We start from the raw sequence: 25872 nt of genomic DNA, 5'->3' as shown, positions 1-25872 counted from the left end.
GTAGCGTGATATGCTTTTTTATTTTGAATATTTATGCTTCGAATGATTTCATAGCATATGGAATTTCATCTATAAGTTTGGATGGCGGTACGATATACATATCTTTAGAAAGCTTTTCACCAATATAACTGTGAATATAAGTTGCGTTAATAACCGCTTCTTCTAACTCAAATTGTCCAACGAAACTTGTGATCATACCTGCTAACGTATCTCCCATTCCACCTGTTGCCATAGCAGGTGTACCGATAGATAATTTATATTCATGATCTTTAAAGAATAATTCAGTACCATGTTTTTTCAATACGACTGTTGCATTTAAAGCATCAACCGCTTCTTTATTATTTTCATATGTTTGTTCTTCAATCGGGATATTACTCAGTCTTTCCCATTCTTTTTGATGAGGTGTAAAGATAATCTCACATTCAGGTAAAGTATGCTTTAACTTACTTAAAATTGTAATAGCATCTCCATCAATAATTAATGTTTGGTGTGGCTGAATATTCTGAAATAGAAATGTTAATGTGTTATTCCCTTTAAAATCTAAACCGAGACCTGGACCAATTAATATACAATCCGATTGCTCAATTAATTTGGAAAGCTTTTTTAAATCAGTGATATCTGAAACCATTGCTTCAGGACATCTTGAATGTAATGCAGCAAAATTTGATGAATGTGTAGAAACGGTTATAAGCCCACTACCACTAAAAACACATGCCCTAGCTGCTAAAATAATAGCCCCACCTAAATTAGCATTACCTCCGATTAATAATATCCTACCATAATCCCCTTTGTGAGATTCTTGTTCTCTTTTTGGAATTGTGACAGATGAAATAGTCTTCATATTAACCCACCTTCAAATAATTGTACGATTTATTATGCCACTTAAAGTTGAAATTGAACAGTGTATTTTCTAAAAGATCACAAAGAAATTACTTTAACAGACTAATATATTAATCAATCACTGAGTTATGGATGTTCTAAAAAGTATTGTCAGAAAATTTCTGAAAGCGTATACTTAAAATAAATATAGACATTAGTTATTAGATAAGATAGGAGCTTTCACATGACTGAACAAATATCAATTGGCAAGTATGCTACGTTATTAACAATCACAGATGAACAAACAGCAAAGCAGTTAATGCCTCAATGTCATGACATGCGATTTATTGTAGGCAAAATTGGTACGATGTCATTAAATAAAATTATTTCATCTGTTGAAACAGCAGCTAGAAGACAAGGGATTATTTCGGAAAGTCAGTATAGAGAAACACACGCGTTATACCATGCGATTTTAGAAGCGGTGAATGGTATTACAAGAGGTGAATTATCTATTGGTGAAATTATGCGAACGGTTGGTTTGAAATTTTCAATAGTAAGAGGTTATCCTTATCAAGATAAAACAGAAGGTGAATGGATAGCTGTGAGTTTATATGGCACAATCGGCGCACCTATTAAAGGTAAAGAGCATGAAACAATTGGATTAGGTATTAATCATATATAAGACATAGAAACACCTATTAGATACTAGATAGAAGAAAGGTGCAACAAATTTAGGTTTGTTGTATTTTTTGTGTCCTAAAAAGGAGTGTTTTTTAGTGAATTTAGTATTGAATGGTAAAGAATTAACAATTCAAGACATTAAACAATTCTTAAAAGAAAATGGTCAAATATCCATTTCAGAAGAGGCATTAGTTAATGTCAGAAAAAGTCGTGAAACAGTTGAAAAAATCATTAAAAATAAAGAAACGATTTATGGTATTACGACTGGTTTCGGATTATTTAGTGATGTGCTAATAGAACAAGAAAAATATAACGATTTACAAGTCAATTTAATTCGTTCTCATTCTTGTGGTACAGGTAAACCATTTCCTGATAATGTGTCATTAATCATGATGGTTTTAAGGTTAAATACTATGTTAAAAGGACATTCAGGTGTTACTGAGCAACTTGTAGCGTTACTTGTAGAATTTATTAATCGAAGAATTATCCCTGTCATACCTGAGCAAGGATCATTAGGTGCTTCAGGAGATTTAGCGCCATTATCTCATTTAGCTTTAGCCTTAATTGGCGAAGGAGATGTCCATTATAAAGGTGAAACAAGAAATGCGAAAGAAGTCTTACACGAAGTAGGATTAGAGCCACACTCATTACAAGCAAAAGAAGGATTAGCCCTTATAAACGGTACACAAGCTATGACATCTCAAGGTGTGATTGCATATATTGAAGCTGAAAATATTGCGCATCATGCAGAATGGATTGCTGCTTTAACGCATCAAGCACTGAACGGTATTGTAGACGCATATGATGAACATGTGCATATCGTAAGAAACTTTAACGAACAAGTTGAAGTAGCAGAGCGTATGAGAAATTGGTTAGAAGGTTCTAAATTAACAACTAAACAAGGTGAAGTGCGCGTGCAAGATGCATACACATTGAGATGTATACCTCAAATTCACGGTGCAAGCTTCCAAGTACTGAATTATGTAAAAGAAAAATTAGAATTTGAAATGAATGCAGCTAATGATAATCCGTTGATTTTTGATAATGATGATGAAACTCTTGTAATATCAGGTGGTAACTTCCACGGGCAACCCATTGCATTTGCCGTTGATTTCTTAAAAATAGGTGTCGCTGAGTTAGCGAATGTATCAGAAAGAAGACTTGAAAGATTAGTTAATCCACAACTCAATGGAGGCTTACCAGCATTCTTAAGTCCAGAGCCAGGATTACAAAGTGGTGCTATGATTATGCAATATGCAGCAGCATCACTCGTTTCAGAGAATAAGACATTAGCACATCCAGCAAGCGTTGATTCAATACCATCATCTGCAAACCAAGAGGACCATGTATCAATGGGAACGATTGGTGCTAGGCATGCTTATCAGATAATCCAAAATGTAAGAAGAGTCATTTCAATAGAGTGTATCATCGCTTTACAAGCTGTAGAAATTAAAGGGGTAGAGAAACTGTCGCCTAAGACAAAAGAGAAATACGATGAATTAAGAGCGATTGTTCCTTCAATAACACAAGATAGAGTATTCCATCATGATATAGAGAAAGTTTGTGAATATTTAAGATAATCATTTAACAAACAAAGGGGTTTTGTGATGAATAATCAACAACTAAACAACAAAGGTAAGGATATGTGGAGGTTTTATGTATTTAGTTTATTAGGAATTATATTATTTTTTGTTCCTATAACGATTGGTAAGAATAATACGATACTAGTAGACCATATACATTTATCATTGCGTTCATTATTAGGAGGATATACTGCTTATTATGCTTTAATCATTATATTAATTGGCGCAATATTACCTATCATAAGAATGGATTTTAAAAAGTCAGTGACAGATTTTATTTTAGTTGTCGTGAAAATCATCGGTGCAATAATAGGGTGTATGTACGTCTTTAATATAGGACCGAAACTATTATTTCAGCCTAACTATGGGCCATTCTTATTTGAAAAGTTAATGTTACCACTAAGTATATTGATTCCTGTAGGTGCCATTGCATTATCATTTTTAGTAGGTTATGGACTCTTAGAATTTATTGGGGTCTTTATGCAACCTATTATGAGACCAATATTTAAGACACCTGGAAAGTCTGCTGTTGATGCAGTAGCTTCATTCGTTGGAAGTTACTCATTAGGCTTATTGATCACAAATAGAGTGTATAAAGATGGCATGTATAACAAGAAAGAAGCAGTTATCATTGCGACTGGATTTTCTACAGTGTCAGCAACATTTATGGTAATTGTCGCAAGGACACTAAATATAATGGATATGTGGAATTTATTCTTTTGGTCGACATTAGTTATTACATTTGCTGTGACTGCAATTTCTGCACATTTACCACCGATTTCAAGAGAATCGGAAGCATATTACAATAACCAAGAAGGTCAAAAAGAAGTAAAAGTCCAAGGTAGTTATATTAAAACAGCTTATACAGAAGCAAAAAGACAATCACACCAATCATTAACATTATTTAAAAATATCATGACCAATTTAAAAGATGGTATAGAGATGACAATGGCTATACTACCCTCTATCCTATCAATCGGATTTCTAGGTTTAGTATTAGCTAATTTCACACCTATTATTGATTGGCTAAGTTATATATTTTATCCATTTATTTATATTTTTCCAATAGATGATAAACCGTTATTAGCAAAAGCTTCAACGATTTCAATTATAGAAATGTTTTTACCTTCTCTTCTAGTTGTTAAAGCATCAATTGAAGTGAAGTTTGTTACAGCAATTACAAGTATCTCAGCAATTATATTCTTCTCTGCTTTGGTACCTTGTATTTTAGCAACAGATATCAAAATTCCAATATGGAAGTTAGTAGTGATTTGGTTTATCCGTGTTGCACTTACTTTATTAATTGCAATACCATTTAGTTTATTAATATTTTAGAAAAGGGGAAATGAGATATGTCTAGAGCAATTAAAGCGAAAAAAGGTTTAGAAATTGAGTGTAAAGGTTGGGAACAAGAAGCGGTTCTAAGAATGTTATACAACAACCTTGATCCTGAGGTTGCGGAACATCCTGAGAAGTTAGTTGTATATGGTGGTATTGGTAAAGCTGCGCGTAACTGGGAAAGTTTCGACGCGATTGTTGATACGTTAAGAAGATTAGAGAATGATGAAACGATGCTTGTTCAATCTGGTAAGCCAGTTGCTGTTTTCAAAACGCATGAAGAAGCACCTCGTGTATTATTATCAAACTCTGTATTAGTACCTAAATGGGCTAACTGGGAACATTTCCATGAATTAGATAAAAAAGGGCTTATGATGTACGGTCAAATGACTGCTGGTAGCTGGATTTATATCGGTTCTCAAGGTATTGTTCAAGGTACTTACGAGACGTTTGCTGAATGTGCGAACCAGCATTTTGGAGGATCATTAAAAGGTACGATTACGTTAACAGCTGGATTAGGCGGTATGGGTGGTGCGCAACCATTAGCTGTAACGATGAATGGTGGGGTCGCTATCTGTGTAGACGTCGATCCGTCTAGAATTGAAAAACGTATCGAAACAAGATATTGCGATGTTATGACAGATTCATTAGATGAAGCTTTAGAAAAAGCAGAAGAAGCTAAAAAAGCGGGTAAACCTTTATCAATAGGTTTAGTAGGTAATGCTGCTGAAATTCATCATGAAATCTTAAATAGGGGATTTAAAATTGATATCGTGACTGACCAAACTTCTGCACATGATCCATTAAACGGTTATGTGCCTGAAGGATATTCACTTGAAGAAGCGGATAAACTTCGTGAAAGTGACCCTAAAAAATACGTAGAATTGTCTTCAGCATCTATGAGAAAACATGTAGAAGCAATGTTATTATTCCAAAAAAATGGTGCTGTTGCATTTGACTATGGTAATAATATTAGACAAGTAGCATTTGATGAAGGTTTAGAAAATGCATTTGATTTCCCAGGATTTGTACCTGCATATATCCGTCCATTATTCTGTGAAGGTAAAGGACCATTTAGATTTGCTGCTTTAAGTGGCGACCCTAAAGATATTGAAAGAGCAGACGAATTAATGCGCGAACTCTTCCCTGAAGACGAAAAATTAATGCGCTGGTTGGATATGGCAAGTGAAAAAATTGCTTTCCAAGGCTTACCTTCAAGAATTGCATGGCTTGGTTACGGCGAACGTGCAAAAATGGGATTAGCATTAAATGAACTTGTTAGAAAAGGTGAAATATCAGCACCAATCGTTATTGGACGTGACCACTTAGATTCAGGTTCAGTAGCATCACCAAATAGAGAAACAGAATCAATGAAAGACGGATCAGATGCTGTAGGTGACTGGGCAATCTTAAATGCACTTGTAAACACAGCTGCAGGTGGTTCTTGGATTTCAGTTCACCATGGTGGCGGTGTAGGTATGGGATACTCATTACACGCTGGTATGGTCGTTGTAGCAGACGGTAGTGAACGCGCTGATAGAAGACTAGGCAGAGTATTAACAACTGATCCAGGTATGGGTGTAGCAAGACATGCTGATGCAGGGTATGACATTGCAATTGATACTGCAAAAGAAAGAAACGTAGATATTCCAATGTTAAAGGAGAAAGATAACCATGAATGATATCATAATCCAAAATATAGGCGAATTAATTTTACCGAAGAAAACTGACGGACCTCTTAAAGGGAAAGCTTTAAATGAATTAAATATTATCAAGAATGGCACAGTTGTTATAAATGAAGGTAAAGTCGTTTATGCAGGTGATCATACTGAAGAATTTGAAGCTAAAGAAGTCATTGATGCCACTCATAAAGTCGTATCACCAGGCTTAGTAGACGCACATACACACTTAGTGTTTGGTGGATCTAGAGAACATGAAATGGCACTTAAACAACAAGGGGTAAGTTATCTTGATATCTTGAAACAAGGTGGCGGTATTTTAAGTACGGTTGAAGCGACTCGTGAATCAAGTGAAGAAACACTATACGAAAAATCTAAAAAAGAAATTATTAGAATGATTCAATTCGGTACGACAACTGTAGAAGCTAAAAGTGGTTACGGTTTAGATAAAGCAACTGAATTAAAACAATTAAATGTGGCACATCAATTAGCGCAAGACTTACCGATTCGAATGAAACATACATTTTTAGGACCACACGCAGTGCCTAAAGATGCGAAAGACAATGCAACATTCTTACAAGAAATGATTGATTTATTAGATGATGTGAAAGATAAAGCTGACTTCGCGGATATCTTCTGTGAAACAGGTGTGTTCACAATTGATGAATCAAGACGTTATATGCAAGCAGCAAAAGATAAAGGTTTAAAAGTTAAAATTCATGCTGATGAAATCGATCCACTTGGTGGACTAGGGTTAGCGATAGATGAAGGTGCAATATCTGCAGACCATCTCGTAGCTTCTAGTGAAGAAGATAAGGCAGCGTTAAAAGACAGTGCCACTGTAGCTGTATTATTGCCAGGCACAACGTTCTATTTAGGTAAAGATCAATATGCAGATGCAAGAGGTATGATTGATCATAATGGTGCTGTTGCAATTGCGACAGACTTCAATCCAGGTAGCTGTGTTACGAACAATCTTCAACTTGTAATGAGCATTGCGGCATTAAAGCTTAAGCTTACGCCTAATGAAATTTGGAATGCTGTTACAGTTAATGCAGCTAAAGCAATTGATGCAGAAGCAGGTACACTTGAAGTTGGCGATCAAGCTGATGTAGTTGTATGGGATATTCCAAACCATGAATATTTACCATATCATTACGGTGTAAATCATGCCGAAACAGTCATCATTAACGGCAAAAAAGTCTATGAAAACACAGGTCTCTTGACTGAATCATAAGTATAGCTTGAAAATATGATATCAATTTGATATATTTATGTTAATTTAATAACTATATTGTTTAGGAATAAGTAATTTAAGCGTACATGTATAGAGAGCTTGTGGTTGGTGTAAACAAGTCATGAAACTTAAACGAATCTATCCTTTTAAGAAGAACAATCGGTAGAAACCGTTATATGACTTAGAGTGCAGTTTTTAATAACTGTTAAATAGGGTGGCAACGCGTAAGCACCACGTCCCTTGTGTAACAACGAGGAACGTGGTGCTTTTTTCTTAAACAATTATAGTATAAGAGGGAGGAAATATTATGTTAGACATAAGATTAATTAGGTCTGAACCGGAATTTGTTAAAGATAAAGTAGCCAAAAGAGGTGACGATCCAAAGGTCATCGATGAAATTTTAGAATTAGACAAAAAACGCCGTGAACTCATTGCTCAAACAGAAGAACTTAAATCACGTCGTAATAAAGTAAGCGGTGAAATTGCGCAGAAGAAACGCAATAAAGAAAATGCAGACGATGTTATTTTAGAAATGCGTCAAGTTGGCGATCAAATTAAAGAAATCGACCAAAATTTAAATCAATTAAATGAAGATGTTACGTACAGATTAGTAAGAATTCCTAATTTAATTAGTGATGAAACACCAGTGGGTAAAGATGAAGATGATAATGTAGAAGTACGTAAATGGGGTACACCACGTCAATTTGATTTTGAATCTAAAGCGCACTGGGATTTAGTTGAAAATCTTAAGATGGCAGACTTTGAAAGAGCTGCTAAAGTATCAGGTGCACGCTTCGTATTCTTAACAGGCAAAGGTGCACAACTTGAAAGAGCACTTATGAACTTCATGGTAACAATGCATACAACGCAACATGGTTATACTGAAATGATGGTGCCTCAACTTGTAAACGCAGATTCTATGTTTGGTACTAGCCAATTGCCTAAATTTGAAGAAGATTTATTTAAAGTAGAAAAAGAAGGATTATATACAATTCCAACTGCTGAAGTACCTTTAACAAACTTCTATCGTGATGAAGTGTTACAAGATGAACAATTCCCAATTAAATTTACAGGGCAATCTGCATGTTTCAGGAGTGAAGCTGGCTCAGCAGGTAGAGATACAAGAGGTTTAATTAGATTACACCAATTTAATAAGGTTGAAATGGTGAGATATGAAAGACCTGAAGATTCATTTAAAGCACTAGAAGAATTAACTCAACACGCTGAAAATATTTTACAAGCTTTAGAATTACCATACAGAACTGTGAACTTATGTACAGGGGATATTGGATTTGGAAGTTCTAAAACATATGATATAGAAGTATGGCTACCAAGTTACAACGATTATAAAGAAATCAGTTCATGTTCAAATATGACAGATTTCCAAGCACGAAGAGCAAATATAAGATTTAAACGAAGCAAAGATGCGAAACCAGAATACGTACACACACTAAACGGAAGTGGATTAGCAGTAGGTCGTACATTTGCTGCAATCGTTGAAAACTACCAAAATGAAGACGGTACAATCACTGTACCTGAAGTATTAGTACCATTTATGGGCGGCTTAAAAACAATTGAATTATAAGTGAGTTAAATCTCACAAAAAGGGTAATCATATATTGGTTACTCTTTTTTTGATTTAATGCTTGAATATACTTTTTATATTTGATATACTAATTATACAAAATAAATAAAGGGAGTTTTGACAGATGACTAATTTCAATTTCGACAAAGCACACAGTAGTTTAGAATTTACAGTAAAACATTTAATGGTATCTCGCGTTAAAGGTACTTTTGAAGATTATAACGTAGAAGTATCAGGAGATATTAATGACCTTTCTACATTAAAAGCAACAGTTACAATAAAAGCAGATTCAATCAATACTAAAAACGCTGACCGTGACGCTCACTTAAAATCAGCTGACTTCTTTAGTGCAGATGAAAATCCAAATATTACATTTGAATCAAAATCAATCAGTGAAGATTCAATTACAGGTGATTTAACAATCGCTGGCGTAACACACGAAGAAACATTTGACGTTGATTTCAACGGCGTAAGTAAAAACCCATTAAATGGTGAAACAGTAACAGGTTTCGCAGTAACTGGTAAAATCGACCGTGAAAAATACGGCGTATCATTTAACCAAGCATTAGAAACTGGTGGCGTGATGATCGGTAGAGATGTTAAATTCGAGGCAAGTGCAGAATTCGGTTTAAGTGAATAATTTATATAGATAATCAAACAGTAGAAATTCATTCAATTGAATTTCTGCTGTTTTTTATATGGTTTGAGATATAAATATAAGTGCACGAAGACTGAGAGATATCGTGCGCTAAGGTACAAAATAAGGGCATAACGCACGAAGACTGAGAGATATCGTGCGCTAAGGTACAAAATCAAGGTATAACGCACGAAGACTTGATCATCTATGGCCATCTAAGCCCAAATGATTAATCCAGTATCAAATTGATTAATTATTTTCCGAATATTTAATCAAGTGTTATTGATAAAGTAATATAGGTATGATAAAACTAATACATATTAAAATTCTTTAGAGGTAAGTAAGATTGAGGTTAGACAAACGTTAGACTTACCTTTAACTGTAGATTGGAGGCATCGTTGTGACAAGTACGAGTATTACGAATAAAGGTTTGTTTCTTCAAGGTGTTAAAGATTGTATACCAACTATGCTTGGATACTTTAGTGTTGCATTAGCTTTTGGTATCGTCGGTATTTCATCTGGTTTATCTATTTTGGAAATTGCATTGTTGTCTATTTTTGTCTATGCGGGTGCTGCTCAATTTATTATATGTGCGTTGGTCGCCATCCACTCCCCTATTTCAGCAATTCTATTGACGGTATTTTTTGTTAACTCAAGAATGTTTCTTCAAAGTTTGGCTTTAGTCCCAGCATTTAAAGGAAATGGTTTTTGGTCGAATATAGGAATAGGCACACTTGTAACGGATGAGTCATTCGGTGTTGCGATTACGAAATATGTGAAAGAGAAATCACTCAATGCGACTTGGATGCATGGTTTAAATATTTCAGCTTATTTATTATGGATTGTCACATCTATTATTGGCGGTTTAGTCGGTAACTTAATACCTAAACCTGAAATGTTTGGCCTCGATTATGCTTTAACAGCGATGTTTATATTTTTATTAATTGCTCAGTTTGAAACGATACATAAAAGCAAAGTCTTAGTATATCTTTATTTAATATTATTAACGATTGTATGCATGCTTATTCTGACATTATTTATGCCAACTTATTTATCCATTATTGTGTCGACAATTATTGCTTCTGTCGTAGGGGTGGTGTTTGATAAATGAGTATATCGATGTATTTAATTTTAATTACGATAAGTTGTTTTGTTTTAACTTGGATTATCCGTGTTTCTCCATTTGTATTGTTATCAAAAGCGGACTTACCTGAAAGTGTGATCAAGTGGTTACAATATGTGCCGGTATGTCTCTTTACGGCATTAATACTAGAAGGCATGTTAAATCAAGAAGGCAATGCGGGGTTTACGTTAAATTTTGAGAGTATTATAGTCTCGATACCAACAATTCTAATAGCACTCATATTTAAAAGTTTAACGATTACAGTTATAGCTGGTATGTTTATTATGGCGATTGTGAGATTAGTCTTTTAATTTCATTCGTTAACTTATTGAAAGAAATGCTCATTTCTAGTATTCTTAATATAAATTACATAGCAAAGCTTATTCAGAGAAGTTGAGGGAATTGGCCCGACGACACTTCAGCAACCGGTCATAATAGATACGGTGCTACTACCAACGAGTATACTCGCATAATAAGGATGATGAGGACTTCTTACTTCTTTGACGAGTAAGAAGTCTTTCAATTTAAATAAGAGGGGGGTTTTAATGTGATTATTTCTCGAGAAACAGGCATAGTAGATCTTGGACATTTTGAAACAGAATCTGGTGAAGTGATTGATAACTTGAAACTTCAATATGAGTATGTGGGTTATAAAGGCCAGCCACTCGTTGTAGTTTGTCATGCGCTAACAGGCAACCATTTAACATATGGTGATGATGAGCATGCAGGTTGGTGGCGTGAAATTATAGATGGCGGTTACCTTTCAATTAATGATTATCAATTTATAACATTTAATGTAATTGGCAGTCCTTATGGATCAAGTTCAAGATTGAATACTCCAAATTTCCCGGAACATTTGACGATGAGAGATGTTGCGAAAGCAAACATATTAGGATTGAAACAATTTGGCTATGAAAAAATTGATGTATTAATTGGTGGCTCTTTAGGTGGTATGCAAACGTTAGAAATGCTTTATGACGGTTCGATTGAAGTGAAAAAAGCAGTCATATTAGCTGCTACAGAGAAGACTTCATCATATAGTAGAGCGTTTAATGAGATTGCAAGACAAGTCATTCATATGAACGGACAAGATGGTTTAAGCATCGCAAGACAACTTGGCTTTTTAACGTATCGTTCAAGTAAAGATTACGAATCAAGATTTTCTGCAGATGATGTTGTAAGCTACCAAAAATATCAAGGCAATAAATTTAAAGAAGTATTTAACAAAGACTGCTATTTAACATTGTTAGATGTTTTAGACAGTCACGACATATTTAGAGGACGAGATGATGTTGAGGAACGTCTACTTCAACTAGAAACGAAAGTATTAACATTAGGATTTGCGGATGATTTATTATATCCAGATGACCAAGTGAGAGCTTTAGGTCGATTCTTTAAGTATCATAGACATTTCTATGTGCCAGACAACGTGGGCCATGATGGGTTTTTATTGAATTTTGGAGATTGGGCACCTAACGTTTATCATTTCTTAAAATTATATAAATTTAAAGCACGCTGATATCAACTTAAAAGTCACCTACATTGTTTTAAAGGATAAAAATCTGTAAAATAGAGAAAGATGTTTAATTTAGATTGGGAAGTGAAAAATTTGTCTTTTAAAGTCGATATAAAAGCGACAATCATAGCAACACTTATACTAGTTCTAAGTGCCGCTATTATAAACTTTGTACCATTATTAGCAATATTGATCATACCATTTATTACGATACCAGGAACGATTCTTTGGTATCGCTCTAAACCGTCCTTTTTTGTGACGGTTGTCATAACGTTATGTGCAACTGTGTTATTTAATCATGTATTCTTATTAACTGCCATGACACTTGTTATTTTTATGAGTGTATTTATTGGACAGTTACTTATTGAGCGTACATCTAAAGAACGTATTTTGTACTTAGTGACAACATTTATGAGTATTTTAACGATAGGTAGTGTGTTAATTTTACAAATTACGGGAAACTTACCTTTAACGAGCAAGTTCTTTAATCAGTACCATGATGTATTAGTGTCGTATTTTCAAATGGGTGGTAATATAACAACTGAAATTGAAGAATCTTTACAAGTTTCATTAGAAATATTACAAGCGAGCATTCCTGGGTATATAGTATTATGGGTATTCTTATTTGTGCTTGTGAATTTAGTTGTGACGTTTCCGATTTTAAGAAAATTCAAAGTCGCAACACCTGTGTTCAGACCATTATTTATGTGGCAAATCAACAGAAGCGTTGCATTCGTTTTTGTGATTACAGTACTTGTGAGCTTGTTTGTCACGAAAGATAATGTAGTGGCGTATGGCATAGTCACTAACTTACAATTTGTGTTAGAATGGGTTATATTTATACAAGCATTATCGTTGTTCCATTTATTTGTAAAAGTTAAAAAATTACCAATTATAGTAGGTGTCATCATCTTTGCATTGGCATTTATATTTAAACCATTTGCGTACTTATTCGGATTAATGGATATTTGGTTTAACTTGAAACAACGTATAAAAAAGTAAATTGAGGTGAGTTTATGAACCGTCAATCTGTTAAAAAAGCCCTAATATTTCCGTACATAATTATGATGATATTAGCTTTGGTGCTAGTTGTATTCAGTTTTTTTAATTCAATATTTTGGGCGATTATTTCGACGGTTGCTACGATAATTCTAATTGCAGTAAGCATATTTTTTGTTAGACAGAGCTTTTTGAAATTAGATTTATATATTGGGAGTTTAGCCGGTAGAATTACGAAAAGTAAAACAAGTGCAGTCAGTGACTTACCAATAGGCGTCATATTATTAGACAAAAATGACCATATCGAATGGATTAATAATTTTGTTAATAAACGATTAGAACGAGACGTTTTAGACGAACCAATTAACGAAGTATTTCCGAATATCTTAAAAAGATTAGAAAATACTTCAGAAGTAGAGATTGAAGAAGGATCATACAAATATAAAGTCACTTATACTGAAGATGAACAGTCTATTTATCTGTTTGATATTACTGAATCTTCCCGTGTATATGAATTATATGAAAATGAAAAACCAATCATAGCAACTATTTTCTTAGATAACTTTGATGAAATTACACAGAACATGAATGACTCTCAACGTTCAGAAATCAATAGTCTGATTACAAGTGTTATAGATGACTGGTCATCACGTTATCAATTGTTTATTAAACGTTATAGTGCTGATCAATTTATAGCGTTATTAAACAAGAGTATATTAGAAGATATCGAAACGTTGAAATTCAACTTATTAGATGATTTAAGAGATAAGACAAGAGACATCGGTCACCAATTAACACTGAGTATCGGTATTGGTGAAGGTAGTGAGAACTTAATTGAGCTAGGTGAACTTTCACAATCAAGTTTAGACTTAGCACTCGGCCGTGGTGGTGACCAAGTAGCCATTAAAAATAGTAATGGTAACGTGAGATTCTACGGCGGTAAGACTGACCCGATGGAAAAAAGAACGAGAGTACGTGCGCGTGTGATATCCCATGCGTTACGAGATATCTTAATTGAAGGCGACAAAGTGATCATTATGGGTCATAAATCACCAGATATGGACGCAATCGGTGCAGCAATCGGTGTATCACGTATTGCGAAGATGAATAATCTTGAGTCATATATTGTATTAAACGATTCGGATATTGATAGTACATTAGAACGTGTGATGGCTGAAATAGACGAGAAGCCTGATTTGAAAGAAAGATTTATTACATCAGAAGAAGCTTGGCATGAAATGACACCTCGTACAACACTCGTTGTCGTGGATACACATAAACCTGAACTTGTAATTGATGAGAACTTGCTTAATAAAGCAAATAGAAAAGTCGTTATTGACCACCATCGTCGAGGCGAAAGTATCATCTCAAGTCCATTACTTGTTTATATGGAACCTTATGCAAGTTCAACAGCTGAGCTTGTTACTGAGTTGTTAGAATATCAACCAACAGAACATCGTTTAACGAGAATCGAATCAACGATTATGTTAGCCGGTATTATTGTGGATACACGTAATTTCACATTAAGAACAGGATCAAGAACATTTGATGCTGCGAGCTTTTTAAGAAGTCATGGTGCAGATACCATTCTTTGCCAGCACTTCTTAAAAGACGATATCGATACGTATATTAAACGTTCAGACTTAATTAAGACGGTTAAATTATTCCACGGTGGTGTCGCAATTGCGCATGGTGAAGATCATGAAACGTATCACCCCGTTACAGTTGCACAAGCAGCAGATGAGTTGCTTGGCTTAGAAGGTGTAGAAGCATCTTATGTAGTAGCAAGAAGGTCAGAAGATACAATTGGTATTTCTGCCCGTTCATTAGGAGAAGTTAACGTACAATTAACGATGGAAGCGCTTGGTGGAGGCGGCCACTTATCCAATGCTGCAACACAAATTAAAAATACAACAGTAGAAAAAGCAATCGAGTCATTAATTCAGGTTGTTGAATCAGATGAAAAAGGAGTGGAAGAATAATGAAAGTTATTTTCACACAAGATGTTAAAGGTAAAGGTAAAAAAGGTGAAGTGAAAGACGTACCAGTAGGATATGGCCAAAACTATTTAATCAAAAATAATTATGCTGTAGAAGCGACACCTGGAAACCTAAAACAATTAGAACAACAAAACAAACGTCAAGAAGAAATCAAACAACAAGAAATAGAAGATGCTAAAGCACTTGCGGAAAAACTTAAAGAATTAGAAGTTAAAATTCCGGCTAAAACAGGTGAAGGCGGTAAATTATTTGGGTCAGTAAGTACGAAACAAATTACGCAAGCATTAGATAAACAACACCAAATCAAAGTTGATAAACGTAAAATGGACTTACCAAATGGTATTCACAGTTTAGGTTATACAAATGTACCAATTAAACTACACAACAAAGTTTCTGGCACATTAAAAGTACATGTTGTTGAAGAATAAAGGCATCAATAAAATGGTCGGTATTTGATTTACCGACCTATTTTAATGCGTTATAATAAAAATTATTAAAAAATGGAAAGGAGTAATCAGTATGGATGGTATGGATAATATGATGAACCCAAAACAAATGCCCCATAGTATAGAGGCTGAACAATCTGTTATCGGTGCAATCTTGATTGATCCTGAACTGATTAACTCAACAGGTGAAACATTAATACCTGAAGCTTTCTATCGTGCAAATCATCAACACATATTTAGAGCGATGTTAATGCTAAATGAACAGAATAAAGAAATTGACTCTGTTACATTGATGGATCAGTTAGCAGCAGAATCATTATTAGAAGAAGCGGGCGGTCCAGCCTATTTAGCAGAATTAGCAAATAATGTCCCAACAACAAGAAACATACATTTCTACATAGATATTGTGTTTAAACATGCAGTGAAACGCCAACTCATTCGTGTGGCGGATAGTATTGCTGAAGATGGGTATAATCCTGAGCTTGATTTAGAATCATTGTTAGGAGATGCAGAAAAGAGAATTTTAGAGATTTCTGCTTCAAGAGGTACGGAAGGTTTCAAAGATATTAAAGATGTATTAAGTATTGTGTTTGATAATGCCGAACAGCTCGATCAAAATAATGGACAAACACCAGGTATACCAACTGGTTATCGAGATTTAGACCAAATGACAGCAGGGTTTAACCGAAATGATTTAATCATTATTGCGGCACGTCCATCAGTAGGTAAGACTGCCTTCGCATTAAATATCGCACAACAAGTTGCAACACACCAAGATTTGTATTCAGTTGGTATTTTCTCTTTAGAGATGGGTGCTGATCAACTTGCTACACGTATGATATGTAGTACGGGAAATGTAGATTCAAATAGATTACGTACAGGTTCAATGACCGAGGAAGACTGGAGCAGGTTTACAGTTGCAGTAGGTAAACTATCAAGAACGAAAATATTTATCGATGATACACCAGGTATCCGAATTACGGATATTCGTGCTAAATGTCGTAGGCTCAAACAAGAACATGGATTAGATATGATCATGATTGACTACTTACAATTAATTCAAGGTAGTGGTTCTCGTAGCTCAGATAATAGACAACAAGAAGTATCAGAAATTTCTCGTATGCTTAAAGCAATCGCAAGAGAATTAGAATGTCCTGTTATTGCGTTAAGTCAGTTATCTCGTGGTGTTGAACAACGACAAGATAAGAGACCAATGATGAGTGATATTCGTGAATCTGGTTCGATTGAGCAAGATGCGGATATTGTTGCTTTCTTATATAGAGATGATTATTATTCAAGAGGTGGCGAAGATGAAGACGGAGAAGCGGTCGATGCGGGTGCACAAGACGAGAATGGTGAAATTGAAATCATTATCGCTAAACAACGTAACGGCCCAACAGGAACCGTTAAACTACACTTCATGAAACAATATAACAAATTCACCGATATTGACTATCAACATGCTGGAATGGAATTTGGATAAAAAAAGTTTTTGAGCTAAAAGACGTACATTTATTGCATATTAAGCAAAAATGTACGTCTTTTGTTTTGTGTAAAGTAACACTTATGTGCTTAAGTTTGTGTTTTTGAAAATGAATAAAACGATTATAATCCTTTTAAATACTGTGGTTAAGGTGTTTTTTAGCAATTCCGGTATGAATAAGAATTGTAATTTAACACTCGCAATCAATGTTCGTTTTTAGTTTGCAATTTAAGGATAGTACTGATAGAATACTTAATGGTTAATGAGAAAAAGCGGAGGTGCTCACATGTCATCAATCGTAGTCGTTGGGACGCAATGGGGAGACGAAGGTAAAGGTAAAATCACAGATTTCTTAGCAGAGGATGCAAACGTTATTGCACGTTTTTCAGGTGGTAACAATGCAGGTCACACAATTAAATTTGATGGAGAAACTTATAAATTACATTTAGTACCATCAGGTATTTTTTATCAAGAGAAATCAAGTGTTATCGGTAACGGTGTAGTTGTTGATCCAGTAGCTTTATTGAAAGAATTAGATGCTTTAAATGAACGCGGAGTTGCAACAGACAATTTAAGAATTTCAAACCGTGCGCAAGTCATCTTACCATATCATCTTAAACAAGATGAATTAGAAGAAGAAAAACGCGGTGATAACAAAATTGGTACAACTAAAAAAGGTATCGGTCCAGCTTATGTAGATAAAGCACAACGTATCGGTATCCGTATGGCTGATTTATTAGATAAAGAAACATTTGAAAAACGCTTAAAAGAAAATCTTGAATATAAAAATGAATTATTCGAAAAAATGTTCAACGCTGAAGGTTTCACTTTTGAAGAAATTTTTGAAACTTACTATGTAGCAGGACAACGTTTGAAAGATTATGTAACAGACACAGCTAAATTATTAGATGATGCTTTCGTAAACAATGAAAAAGTATTATTCGAAGGTGCTCAAGGTGTTATGTTAGATATCGACCACGGTACATATCCATTCGTTACTTCAAGTAATCCAATTGCAGGTAACGTTACAGTAGGTGGCGGTGTTGGTCCAACATACGTATCTAAAGTAATTGGTGTATGTAAAGCTTATACATCTCGTGTAGGAGACGGTCCATTCCCAACAGAATTATTTGATGAAGATGGTCACCATATCCGTGAAGTAGGTCGTGAATACGGTACAACAACTGGAAGACCACGTCGTGTAGGTTGGTTTGACTCAGTAGTTCTACGTCACTCACGCCGTGTAAGTGGTATTACAGATTTATCAATCAACTCAATTGACGTATTAACAGGATTAAAAACAGTTAAAATCTGTACAGCATACGAAATTGATGGTGTTGAAATCACTGAATATCCAGCAAACTTAAACGAATTAGAACGTTGTAAACCAATCTTTGAAGAACTACCAGGTTGGGAAGAAGACATCACAGGATGCCGTTCACTAGAAGAATTACCAGATAACGCACGTCGTTATTTAGAACGCATCTCTGAATTATGTAACGTTAAAATTTCTATCTTCTCAGTAGGACCAGATAGAAACCAAACAAACCTACTAGAAAACTTATGGGACTAATAAATAAAGAGAAACCAGCAGATATGTAGCGTATCTGCTGGTTTTTTCATATTGGGAAAAGGTGTTGTAAGGTTTGGAGTGAGTTGAGTTGGTGTGAGTTGAGTTGTTGGGGGTGTTTAGGGAAACGGACGAGATTGGGGGCAGATGTGAGTTAAAGGTGAAATAAACTCACGAGATTGATGAACATGTGAGTTAAATGTCAATGTAAAAATGTACATAATTGATTGTTTGGGAGTGTAAAAAGTAGACATACTGTTTATACTAGCAAATTTAAATTATCTGTTTTAAAATTTAGACAAGATAATAAACAAAAGGAGGATCTTAAAGTATGGCTAAAAAACGAACTAAATCAAATAATAAAAATTTACCTTTAAATGAAAATGAACGCGAAGAACTTGAAAGACTTAGAAATGAAAATGAGACGTTAAAGGCAGGTATAGCCTATCAAAAAAGTTACAGGCCTTGACCGATATATATATGGAAGCAACAATCAGAAAAAATAAAGGTCATTAAGGGACTACATGAAACATATAATAGACTCATTAAGTTTTATATTTTTGAGTTCTGTTCAAAGTCATAGCTTAACTTCCCAATAAAGCCAAGAGATCGTCCAAGTCTTAGCTTAAGTCCTGAGTAAAGCCAAGAGATTATCCAAGTCTTAGCTTAAGTCCTGAGTAAAGCCAAGAGATCATCCAAGTCATAGCTTAAGTCCTGAGTAAAGCCAAGAGATTGCCCAAGTCATAGCTTAACTCCCGAGTAAAGCCAAGAGATCGCTCAAGTCATAGCTTAACTTCTGAATAAAGCCAAGAGATCATCCAAGTCTTAGCTTAACTTCCCAATAAAGCCAAGAGATCGCCAAAGTCTTAGCTTAAGTCCTGAATAAAGCCAAGAGATTACTCAAGTCATAGCTTAACTTCTGAATAAAGCCAAGAGATTCTCCGCGAACCCTAAATCAACCTCACCTTGACCCAACTCAATCCTAACCCGTCGTCCCTCATACATCGCCCGACTCTCACCATACATCCACCCCCAACAAAAAAAGCATAAAAACTTATCATTTCAAGGTTGTCTACCAACTGCGCTCTAGACACTAACTTAATCAGGCTTCCTAATTAAGACTGTCCGCAATCATAGACGTCTATCTATACTTTGAAATCATAAATTCTTATGCATTTTACTGTGATTTAATGTATTTCTCTTTTCTTAAAGCGTCCACCTTTTACTTCGCTCACATCACCAATTGATAGGAATGCGGTGTTATCTATTTCTGTTACGATATCTTTTAGTTTGGATTCTTCTAATCGTGTGATGACACAGAATACGACTTTTTTATCTTCGCCTGTATATGCGCCTTCTCCATTCAGATATGTCACACCTCTACCAAGTCGGTCATTGATGGCTTCTCCGATATCTCTATATGTATCGCTGATGATCCATACGGCTTTTGATTCATCAAATCCTTGAACGGTTACATCAATCATCTTAGCAGCTATAAAATAAGCAATAACGGAAAACATCGCTGATTCCCAAGTGAATACAAATCCTGCAGCTGTAAATATGAAGAAGTTAATCAACATGACAATTTCGCCTACTGAAAATGGTGCTTTACTACTGATTAAGATAGCACTGATTTCAGATCCGTCTAAAGATCCTCCATATCGTATTACGAGACCTACGCCTAAACCAATAATTGCGCCTCCAAAGATCGTTACTAAAAACGCTTCTTTAATAAAAGGATCAAAATGATGTAAGTAGGCTGTTGTAATAGATAATATTGTAATTGCGTAAATTGTAGAAATCGTGAATGTCTTACCAATCTGCTTGTATCCTAAAAAGAAAAACGGAATATTTAGTAGAAAGATAAATATTCCAAGCTTTAAATTGGTGAGATGACTCAAAATAATTGCGATACCGACAATGCCACCATCTAGTAGATTGTTAGGAACTAAAAATAATTCTAACCCTACCCCCATTAATATACTGCCGATGGTGATAAATATGAATCGTTTGAGGATTTCTCCTTTACGTAATTTACGATGTCCTTTTCTAATAGCTTGTGCTTGTTCCATATTATCATCCCTTTTTAATACTTCTATATTTATTATATAAAAAATTTAAAATAAAATCTTGTCTTCTGTATATTAGTCATGCTATAATCAATCTTGTGTTAAATAGAGGCCCCTTGGTCAAGCGGTTAAGACACCGCCCTTTCACGGCGGTAACACGGGTTCGAATCCCGTAGGGGTCACCATCTCAATTTTATACATAAGGTCCCGTAGTGTAGCGGTTAACATGCCTGCCTGTCACGCAGGAGATCGCGGGTTCGATTCCCGTCGGGACCGCTTTTAATGCTTATCGTAATAACGATAAGCATTTTTTTGTTGTTCAATCATAGATTAACGTCAAACAATAGAATTAATAGACAAATAGTGTTAAATTATAGTATAGGATATCATGCACAATTGTGTGCTTAGAGATACTTATTTTCAAAAAGAAATGAGGTAAATGTATGGCTAGAAAAATAGTAGTCGTTGATGATGAAAAACCAATTGCAGATATACTTGAATTTAATTTAAAAAAAGAAGGTTATGATGTTTATTGCGCATATGACGGTAATGACGCAGTAGATTTGATATATGCAGAAGAACCAGACATCGTATTACTAGATATTATGCTACCTGGTAGAGATGGTATGGAAGTTTGTAGAGAGGTTCGTAAGAAATTTGAAATGCCAATCATTATGTTAACAGCAAAAGACTCAGAAATTGATAAAGTTCTAGGGTTAGAGTTAGGTGCAGATGATTATGTGACGAAGCCTTTTTCAACACGTGAATTAATCGCGCGTGTGAAAGCAAACTTACGTAGACATTATTCTCAACCAACGCAAACAGAAGACGAAGAAACAAATGAAATCGTCATTAAAGATATTACCGTATATCCTGATGCATATTCAATTAAAAAACGTGGTGTCGATATCGAATTGACACACCGTGAATTTGAATTGTTTCATTATTTAGCAAAACATATTGGACAAGTTATGACGCGTGAACACTTACTCCAAACTGTATGGGGTTATGATTATTTTGGAGATGTACGTACAGTTGATGTTACGATACGTCGTCTACGTGAAAAAATCGAAGACGATGCATCACACCCAGAATATATTGTGACGCGTAGAGGTGTGGGTTATTTCCTACAAACACAAGAGTAGGCTGATATTATGAATTGGCTAAAGAAGTTTCAGTCCTTACACATTAAACTTGTCGTTATTTATGTTTTATTAATCATTATTGGTATGCAAATTATTGGATTATATTTTACAAATAGTCTTGAGAAAGAACTGACACGTAACTTCAAGACAAATATTGAACAGCACGTGAAACAGATTAATTACAACATAAAGAAAACGTACAACTCAGAAGATCCAAATCGGAACTTCCAAAAAGAAATACAAAGTATATTAGATGATTATGCCAATAGAACTGAAATTGATGAGATTAAGTTTATTGATCAAGATCAAATTATTGTGGCGACATCTAAAGCTACTAATCAAAATACCGTCAATCAAAAAGTAAACGATAGCTCTGTACAAAAGGCGTTATCTTTAGGAAAAGCTAATGATAAAATCGTATTAAAAAATGATTCATCCGATAGTAATAGAGTATGGATCAAAAATAAACCTGTTGAATACGAAGGTGAAGTCGTCGGAGATATATATGTTGAATCAGATATTGATTCTGTTTACGAACAGTTAAACAACATTAACCAAATCTTCATCATCGGTACAGCAATCTCATTATTGATCACAATCGTGCTCGGTTTCTTCATTGCGAGAACCATTACGAAACCTATATCAGACATGCGTAACCAAACGTTAGAGATGTCTAAAGGTAACTATACGCAGCGCGTTAAGATATACGGAAATGACGAAATCGGTGAACTTGCGCTGTCATTTAACAACTTATCTAAACGTGTACAAGAAGCACAAGCTAATACTGAAAGTGAAAAGCGTCGTCTAGACTCGGTTATCACACATATGAGCGATGGTGTCCTTGCTACTGATAGACGCGGTCGCGTACGTATTATTAATGAAATGGCGCTTAAAATGTTAGGTCTAGAACGTGCCGATGTAGAAGCGAAACATATATTAGATATTCTAAATATTGATGATGATTATTCATTAGATGACTTACAAGAGAATAATGATAGTTTCATTATTGATATTAATAGTGAAGAAGGTATTATCGCGCGTGTTAACTTCAGTACAATTATTCAAGATACAGGATTTATCAATGGTTATATTGCCGTATTACATGACGTTACGGAGCAGCACATTTTAGAAAATGAACGACGTGAATTCGTTGCGAATGTTTCACATGAATTGCGTACGCCACTAACATCTATGAGAAGTTATATAGAAGCATTAGAAGAAGGAGCATGGCGAGATCCCGAAGTTGCACCAACATTCTTAAATGTTACACGTGAAGAAACAGACCGTATGATTCGTCTTGTTAATGACTTATTACAACTTTCTAAAATGGACAGTTCAAGTGATCAAATGAACTCTGAATTGATTGATTTTAATATGTTTATTAACAAAATCATTAATAGACATGAAATGACACAAGGTAAGAACGTGACATTTATTAGAGACATACCTGTTAAAGGTTTATTCGTTGAAATTGATCCAGATAAGATGACACAAGTGTTTGATAACGTTATTACAAATGCGATTAAATACTCACAAGAATCTCATAAACGTGTAGAGTTTCATGTGAAACAAAATACTTTATATAACCGAATGACAATACAAATTAAAGATAATGGTATTGGTATCCCGGTGAATAAAGTAGATAAAATCTTTGATCGTTTCTACAGAGTAGATAAAGCGAGAGCACGTAAAATGGGTGGTACAGGTTTAGGTTTAGCCATCACTAAAGAAATCGTAGAAGCACATAAAGGTAGAATATGGGCGAGCAGTAAAGAAGGTCAAGGTACATCCATCTATATAACATTACCATGTGAAGTCATGGAAGATGAGTTTGGTGATTGGGATGCGTAATAGAGAACTGATTAAATCTACTATCCTCATAATCCTTGTGCTTATCAGTGTGTTTATGACATACCGTGTATGGACATTTACACCTGAACTGACAGATTTAGAAACAGATGTGAATACAGAAACACCTTCTATTGGACCTAAAATTAGTAAGCCTATTGATAGTGTGATTATGCCATTTAGAATGATTAATCGAAATGGCACGGACGTGAAAGGGACGTCTAACGTGAAAGATATCAAGAAGATTACTGATCAATTGTTGAGTAAAGAAGTGAAGAAAGTTGATATTTTAAGCAGTGAGTCAGTCGTTCAACTTGAAGATTTATCTGAACGATATACGATTTTAGACTTCCCCGATAGCATTCCGAGTGAAATGTATTTGAACCAAGTATTAGGCATGAATATGAACTATTATCCTAATATTAATTTTGACCGAATACTTGTAGATACGAAATCAACGAAAGAAGCTGTTGTGTATCTTTTAAGTGAGAATAAACAAAAGGCTGTTAAACTACAGACAAATATTAAAAGCACGCAATTTGATAAGGTGAATAAAGAAGCAGCACCTGATTTGAAACCTTATACAGGCATGATTACAAATGAGACGACTACGAATGAAATCAATCAAATTTATGCACCAGAGAATGCGGATAATATGAATATTTACCGTTACGTTTCTAACAAAATATCCGTATCTGAATTAAATGACGTTATTCTCGGTGATTCGGTGATTGCGCGTAGTAATGAACATAACGTCTCGACTTATAATAACAATACGGGGATTTCTACCGTGAATGAAGCGAAACAAACATATCGTTATACGAATTTATCAGAAGATGAAAATCGTCAAAAAGATATGTCAAAATCGATTACAAATTCATTTAAATTTATTAATGAACATGCAGGATATACAGATGAATTCCGTCTATTTAGTACGGATCAAAAGTCTGGTAAAATAGACTATCAAATGTTCTTAAATAATTATCCAGTGTTTAATGATGATAAGTTATCTTCAATAGAAGCGGTGTGGGGTAGAGATACGATTAATGAATATAATCGCGGTCTTATTACAACAGGAGTAGCCGTACCGTCTAAAAAAGAAGCGGATGGATTACCTTCATCAGAAGAAGTTAGATTTAACCTAGCTTCAAATGGTTCGATTGATTTTAACAAAGTTACGAATTTAGCAATTGGTTATGATTTATCATTACCAAAAGACGAAATTAATAACTTACAAGACACGATTGAATTTACACCGAAATGGTATGTAAAATATGACGGTGAATGGAAACGGTACGAGAATGGAGGGCTTTCTTAATGGATTGGAAACATGCTAAGTCACTCTTCATCATTGTGTTTATTCTCATTAATATAGGATTAGTCGTTGTATACTTTAATAAAGTAAATAATTCTATTGTTCAAGAATCAAACGCACAATCAGATGTTAATTTTGCTAAAGAAGGCATAGACATTCCGCAGTTACCAGAATATCGAGATAAGAAGATGCAAGCCATAACAGGTAGTAGTAAATCATTCGATTCAGATGAACTTGAAGGTGTTTATTCATTAAGTGAAAAAGACACGAAAATCAACAAAGACGTCAGTGCAGATTTAGATAAAGATAGTAAACAAACATCATTTAAGAGCTTTATTAACAAAGATGCTTTTAAAGGTAAAGATTACGAATATAAAAAGAACAACACAGATAAAAACAAAGTCGTCTATGAACAAAACTATGAAGATTTACCAATACTCAACAACAACAAAGGACAAATCGTCATAGATATGGATAATGATAAAGCTAAGTCATATACACAAACGTATTTAGACAAACTTAAACCAGGAAATGGCGACAACAATAATAAACGCAAAATAGCAGATGCGAAGACAGCTTTAGAGACATTGTATTACAACACATACCTTAAAAAAGGTGATAAAGTAGAGTCTGTAAGGTTAGGTTACTACAGTGTCGTTAAAGAAATAGGCGGACAAGTACTTGTACCGTCATGGGAAGTTAAAATTAAATCCGAAAAAGACGGTAAAACAGATACGAAGACATTGTATATCGATGCTATTAAACCAGAATCTACCATATTAGAAGAATCGTAAGAGAA

Annotated in this window: 22 protein-coding genes, 2 tRNA genes, 1 riboswitch and 1 other annotated feature; of the genes, 22 read left to right on the top strand and 2 right to left on the bottom strand. The window is 34.6% G+C overall.

What is annotated here, in order from left to right; translation table 11 throughout:
- Positions 1 to 31: 31 nt before the first annotated feature.
- Entirely contained in the window at positions 32 to 841 is an 810-nt protein-coding gene (locus tag ACJTHF_RS11210) for an NAD(P)H-hydrate dehydratase (protein WP_048542870.1), read from the bottom strand.
- 222 nt (positions 842 to 1063) lie between these two features.
- On the opposite strand from ACJTHF_RS11210, the gene hutP reads away from it, so the two are divergent.
- The 16 genes from hutP (at position 1064) to ACJTHF_RS11130 (ending at position 19165) form a co-directional block, all read left to right on the top strand.
- Positions 1064 to 1501, top strand: a complete 438-nt coding sequence (hutP, locus tag ACJTHF_RS11205) for a hut operon transcriptional regulator HutP (protein ID WP_078354850.1) — start codon at positions 1064 to 1066, stop codon at positions 1499 to 1501.
- Between the two features lie 94 nt (positions 1502 to 1595).
- Positions 1596 to 3080, top strand: coding sequence for a histidine ammonia-lyase (gene hutH / locus ACJTHF_RS11200; protein ID WP_048542867.1), 1485 nt, complete (start codon positions 1596 to 1598; stop codon positions 3078 to 3080).
- A gap of 27 nt (positions 3081 to 3107) precedes the next feature.
- Positions 3108 to 4418 carry a YjiH family protein gene (locus ACJTHF_RS11195; RefSeq protein ID WP_078354849.1) on the top strand — a complete coding sequence of 437 codons (1311 nt, stop codon included), beginning with the start codon at positions 3108 to 3110 and terminating at the stop codon, positions 4416 to 4418.
- A gap of 17 nt (positions 4419 to 4435) precedes the next feature.
- Positions 4436 to 6103, top strand: coding sequence for a urocanate hydratase (gene hutU, locus ACJTHF_RS11190; RefSeq protein WP_058590712.1), 1668 nt, complete (start codon positions 4436 to 4438; stop codon positions 6101 to 6103).
- Positions 6096 to 7337: an imidazolonepropionase gene (gene hutI / locus ACJTHF_RS11185; RefSeq protein WP_107609038.1), complete on the top strand. Its 1242-nt coding sequence runs from the start codon at positions 6096 to 6098 to the stop codon at positions 7335 to 7337. The genes hutU and hutI overlap by 8 nt, the downstream gene beginning before the upstream one ends.
- 48 nt (positions 7338 to 7385) lie before the next feature.
- Positions 7386 to 7581, top strand: a binding site (T-box leader).
- A gap of 63 nt (positions 7582 to 7644) precedes the next feature.
- The gene (gene serS / locus ACJTHF_RS11180) at positions 7645 to 8922 is read left to right on the top strand and encodes a serine--tRNA ligase (RefSeq protein WP_078354847.1); all 1278 of its coding nucleotides are present in this window, start codon (positions 7645 to 7647) and stop codon (positions 8920 to 8922) included.
- A gap of 124 nt (positions 8923 to 9046) precedes the next feature.
- Positions 9047 to 9562, top strand: a complete 516-nt coding sequence (locus ACJTHF_RS11175; protein ID WP_048542856.1) for a YceI family protein — start codon at positions 9047 to 9049, stop codon at positions 9560 to 9562.
- Between the two features lie 463 nt (positions 9563 to 10025).
- Positions 10026 to 10670: an AzlC family ABC transporter permease gene (locus ACJTHF_RS11170; RefSeq protein ID WP_058590793.1), complete on the top strand. Its 645-nt coding sequence runs from the start codon at positions 10026 to 10028 to the stop codon at positions 10668 to 10670.
- Complete coding sequence (locus ACJTHF_RS11165) at positions 10667 to 10993, top strand: AzlD domain-containing protein (RefSeq protein WP_119469375.1); 327 nt, start codon at positions 10667 to 10669, stop codon at positions 10991 to 10993. Before ACJTHF_RS11170 ends, ACJTHF_RS11165 begins: the two co-directional genes overlap by 4 nt.
- Before the next feature lie 66 nt (positions 10994 to 11059).
- Positions 11060 to 11161: riboswitch (SAM riboswitch) on the top strand.
- A gap of 71 nt (positions 11162 to 11232) precedes the next feature.
- Positions 11233 to 12201, top strand: a complete 969-nt coding sequence (gene metX / locus ACJTHF_RS11160) for a homoserine O-acetyltransferase MetX (protein WP_058590792.1) — start codon at positions 11233 to 11235, stop codon at positions 12199 to 12201.
- Between the two features lie 81 nt (positions 12202 to 12282).
- Complete coding sequence (locus tag ACJTHF_RS11155) at positions 12283 to 13200, top strand: DUF2232 domain-containing protein (protein ID WP_232157076.1); 918 nt, start codon at positions 12283 to 12285, stop codon at positions 13198 to 13200.
- A gap of 14 nt (positions 13201 to 13214) precedes the next feature.
- Positions 13215 to 15179 (top strand): DHH family phosphoesterase, encoded by a 1965-nt coding sequence (locus tag ACJTHF_RS11150; RefSeq protein WP_048542851.1) that lies wholly within the window; start codon positions 13215 to 13217, stop codon positions 15177 to 15179.
- Positions 15179 to 15625, top strand: coding sequence for a 50S ribosomal protein L9 (gene rplI, locus ACJTHF_RS11145; RefSeq protein WP_048542849.1), 447 nt, complete (start codon positions 15179 to 15181; stop codon positions 15623 to 15625). The genes ACJTHF_RS11150 and rplI overlap by 1 nt, the downstream gene beginning before the upstream one ends.
- A gap of 100 nt (positions 15626 to 15725) precedes the next feature.
- Positions 15726 to 17126 (top strand): replicative DNA helicase, encoded by a 1401-nt coding sequence (dnaB, locus tag ACJTHF_RS11140; RefSeq protein ID WP_025906258.1) that lies wholly within the window; start codon positions 15726 to 15728, stop codon positions 17124 to 17126.
- Positions 17127 to 17412: 286 nt separating this feature from the next.
- A complete protein-coding gene (locus ACJTHF_RS11135) occupies positions 17413 to 18699 on the top strand; it encodes an adenylosuccinate synthase (RefSeq protein ID WP_058590706.1) in 1287 nt (428 codons plus the stop codon).
- A 328-nt stretch (positions 18700 to 19027) separates the two neighbouring features.
- Complete coding sequence (locus ACJTHF_RS11130) at positions 19028 to 19165, top strand: hypothetical protein (RefSeq protein WP_153654248.1); 138 nt, start codon at positions 19028 to 19030, stop codon at positions 19163 to 19165.
- A 718-nt stretch (positions 19166 to 19883) separates the two neighbouring features.
- On the opposite strand, the gene ACJTHF_RS11125 is transcribed toward ACJTHF_RS11130, so the two are convergent.
- The gene (locus tag ACJTHF_RS11125) at positions 19884 to 20768 is read right to left on the bottom strand and encodes a YitT family protein (protein ID WP_048542842.1); all 885 of its coding nucleotides are present in this window, start codon (positions 20766 to 20768) and stop codon (positions 19884 to 19886) included.
- A gap of 107 nt (positions 20769 to 20875) precedes the next feature.
- Here ACJTHF_RS11125 and ACJTHF_RS11120 point away from each other — a divergent pair.
- From ACJTHF_RS11120 to ACJTHF_RS11095, 6 genes are all read left to right on the top strand, one after another.
- Positions 20876 to 20950: transfer RNA gene (locus ACJTHF_RS11120), tRNA-Glu, on the top strand.
- Between the two features lie 18 nt (positions 20951 to 20968).
- Positions 20969 to 21041: transfer RNA gene (locus ACJTHF_RS11115), tRNA-Asp, on the top strand.
- Positions 21042 to 21208: 167 nt separating this feature from the next.
- Complete coding sequence (gene yycF / locus ACJTHF_RS11110) at positions 21209 to 21910, top strand: response regulator YycF (protein ID WP_025906262.1); 702 nt, start codon at positions 21209 to 21211, stop codon at positions 21908 to 21910.
- 9 nt (positions 21911 to 21919) lie between these two features.
- On the top strand, positions 21920 to 23761 hold the full coding sequence (gene walK, locus ACJTHF_RS11105; protein WP_048542839.1) for a cell wall metabolism sensor histidine kinase WalK: 1842 nt from the start codon (positions 21920 to 21922) through the stop codon (positions 23759 to 23761).
- The gene (locus ACJTHF_RS11100) at positions 23754 to 25076 is read left to right on the top strand and encodes a YycH family regulatory protein (RefSeq protein ID WP_048542837.1); all 1323 of its coding nucleotides are present in this window, start codon (positions 23754 to 23756) and stop codon (positions 25074 to 25076) included. Before walK ends, ACJTHF_RS11100 begins: the two co-directional genes overlap by 8 nt.
- Entirely contained in the window at positions 25076 to 25867 is a 792-nt protein-coding gene (locus ACJTHF_RS11095) for a two-component system regulatory protein YycI (RefSeq protein WP_048542836.1), read from the top strand. The genes ACJTHF_RS11100 and ACJTHF_RS11095 overlap by 1 nt, the downstream gene beginning before the upstream one ends.
- The last annotated feature ends 5 nt before the right edge of the window (positions 25868 to 25872 follow it).

It is taken from the genome of Mammaliicoccus sp. RAM2 (genome assembly GCF_045897195.1).
GTDB classification, from domain to species: domain Bacteria; phylum Bacillota; class Bacilli; order Staphylococcales; family Staphylococcaceae; genus Mammaliicoccus; species Mammaliicoccus sciuri.
The sequence above is the reverse complement of the archived record's forward strand: the minus strand, read 5'-3'. Positions and strand labels throughout refer to the sequence as shown.

Coding starts and splice junctions, on each gene's coding strand:
- ACJTHF_RS11210 (WP_048542870.1), bottom strand. CDS start 841: ATGAAGACTATTTCATCTGTCACAATTCCAAAAAGAGAACAAGAATCT.
- ACJTHF_RS11125 (WP_048542842.1), bottom strand. CDS start 20,768: ATGGAACAAGCACAAGCTATTAGAAAAGGACATCGTAAATTACGTAAA.
- ACJTHF_RS11150 (WP_048542851.1), top strand. CDS start 13,215: ATGAACCGTCAATCTGTTAAAAAAGCCCTAATATTTCCGTACATAATT.
- ACJTHF_RS11095 (WP_048542836.1), top strand. CDS start 25,076: ATGGATTGGAAACATGCTAAGTCACTCTTCATCATTGTGTTTATTCTC.
- hutU (WP_058590712.1), top strand. CDS start 4,436: ATGTCTAGAGCAATTAAAGCGAAAAAAGGTTTAGAAATTGAGTGTAAA.
- hutI (WP_107609038.1), top strand. CDS start 6,096: ATGAATGATATCATAATCCAAAATATAGGCGAATTAATTTTACCGAAG.
- yycF (WP_025906262.1), top strand. CDS start 21,209: ATGGCTAGAAAAATAGTAGTCGTTGATGATGAAAAACCAATTGCAGAT.
- ACJTHF_RS11100 (WP_048542837.1), top strand. CDS start 23,754: ATGCGTAATAGAGAACTGATTAAATCTACTATCCTCATAATCCTTGTG.
- serS (WP_078354847.1), top strand. CDS start 7,645: ATGTTAGACATAAGATTAATTAGGTCTGAACCGGAATTTGTTAAAGAT.
- ACJTHF_RS11165 (WP_119469375.1), top strand. CDS start 10,667: ATGAGTATATCGATGTATTTAATTTTAATTACGATAAGTTGTTTTGTT.
- ACJTHF_RS11130 (WP_153654248.1), top strand. CDS start 19,028: ATGGCTAAAAAACGAACTAAATCAAATAATAAAAATTTACCTTTAAAT.
- hutP (WP_078354850.1), top strand. CDS start 1,064: ATGACTGAACAAATATCAATTGGCAAGTATGCTACGTTATTAACAATC.
- ACJTHF_RS11175 (WP_048542856.1), top strand. CDS start 9,047: ATGACTAATTTCAATTTCGACAAAGCACACAGTAGTTTAGAATTTACA.
- rplI (WP_048542849.1), top strand. CDS start 15,179: ATGAAAGTTATTTTCACACAAGATGTTAAAGGTAAAGGTAAAAAAGGT.
- ACJTHF_RS11195 (WP_078354849.1), top strand. CDS start 3,108: ATGAATAATCAACAACTAAACAACAAAGGTAAGGATATGTGGAGGTTT.
- dnaB (WP_025906258.1), top strand. CDS start 15,726: ATGGATAATATGATGAACCCAAAACAAATGCCCCATAGTATAGAGGCT.
- ACJTHF_RS11135 (WP_058590706.1), top strand. CDS start 17,413: ATGTCATCAATCGTAGTCGTTGGGACGCAATGGGGAGACGAAGGTAAA.
- walK (WP_048542839.1), top strand. CDS start 21,920: ATGAATTGGCTAAAGAAGTTTCAGTCCTTACACATTAAACTTGTCGTT.
- ACJTHF_RS11170 (WP_058590793.1), top strand. CDS start 10,026: ATGCTTGGATACTTTAGTGTTGCATTAGCTTTTGGTATCGTCGGTATT.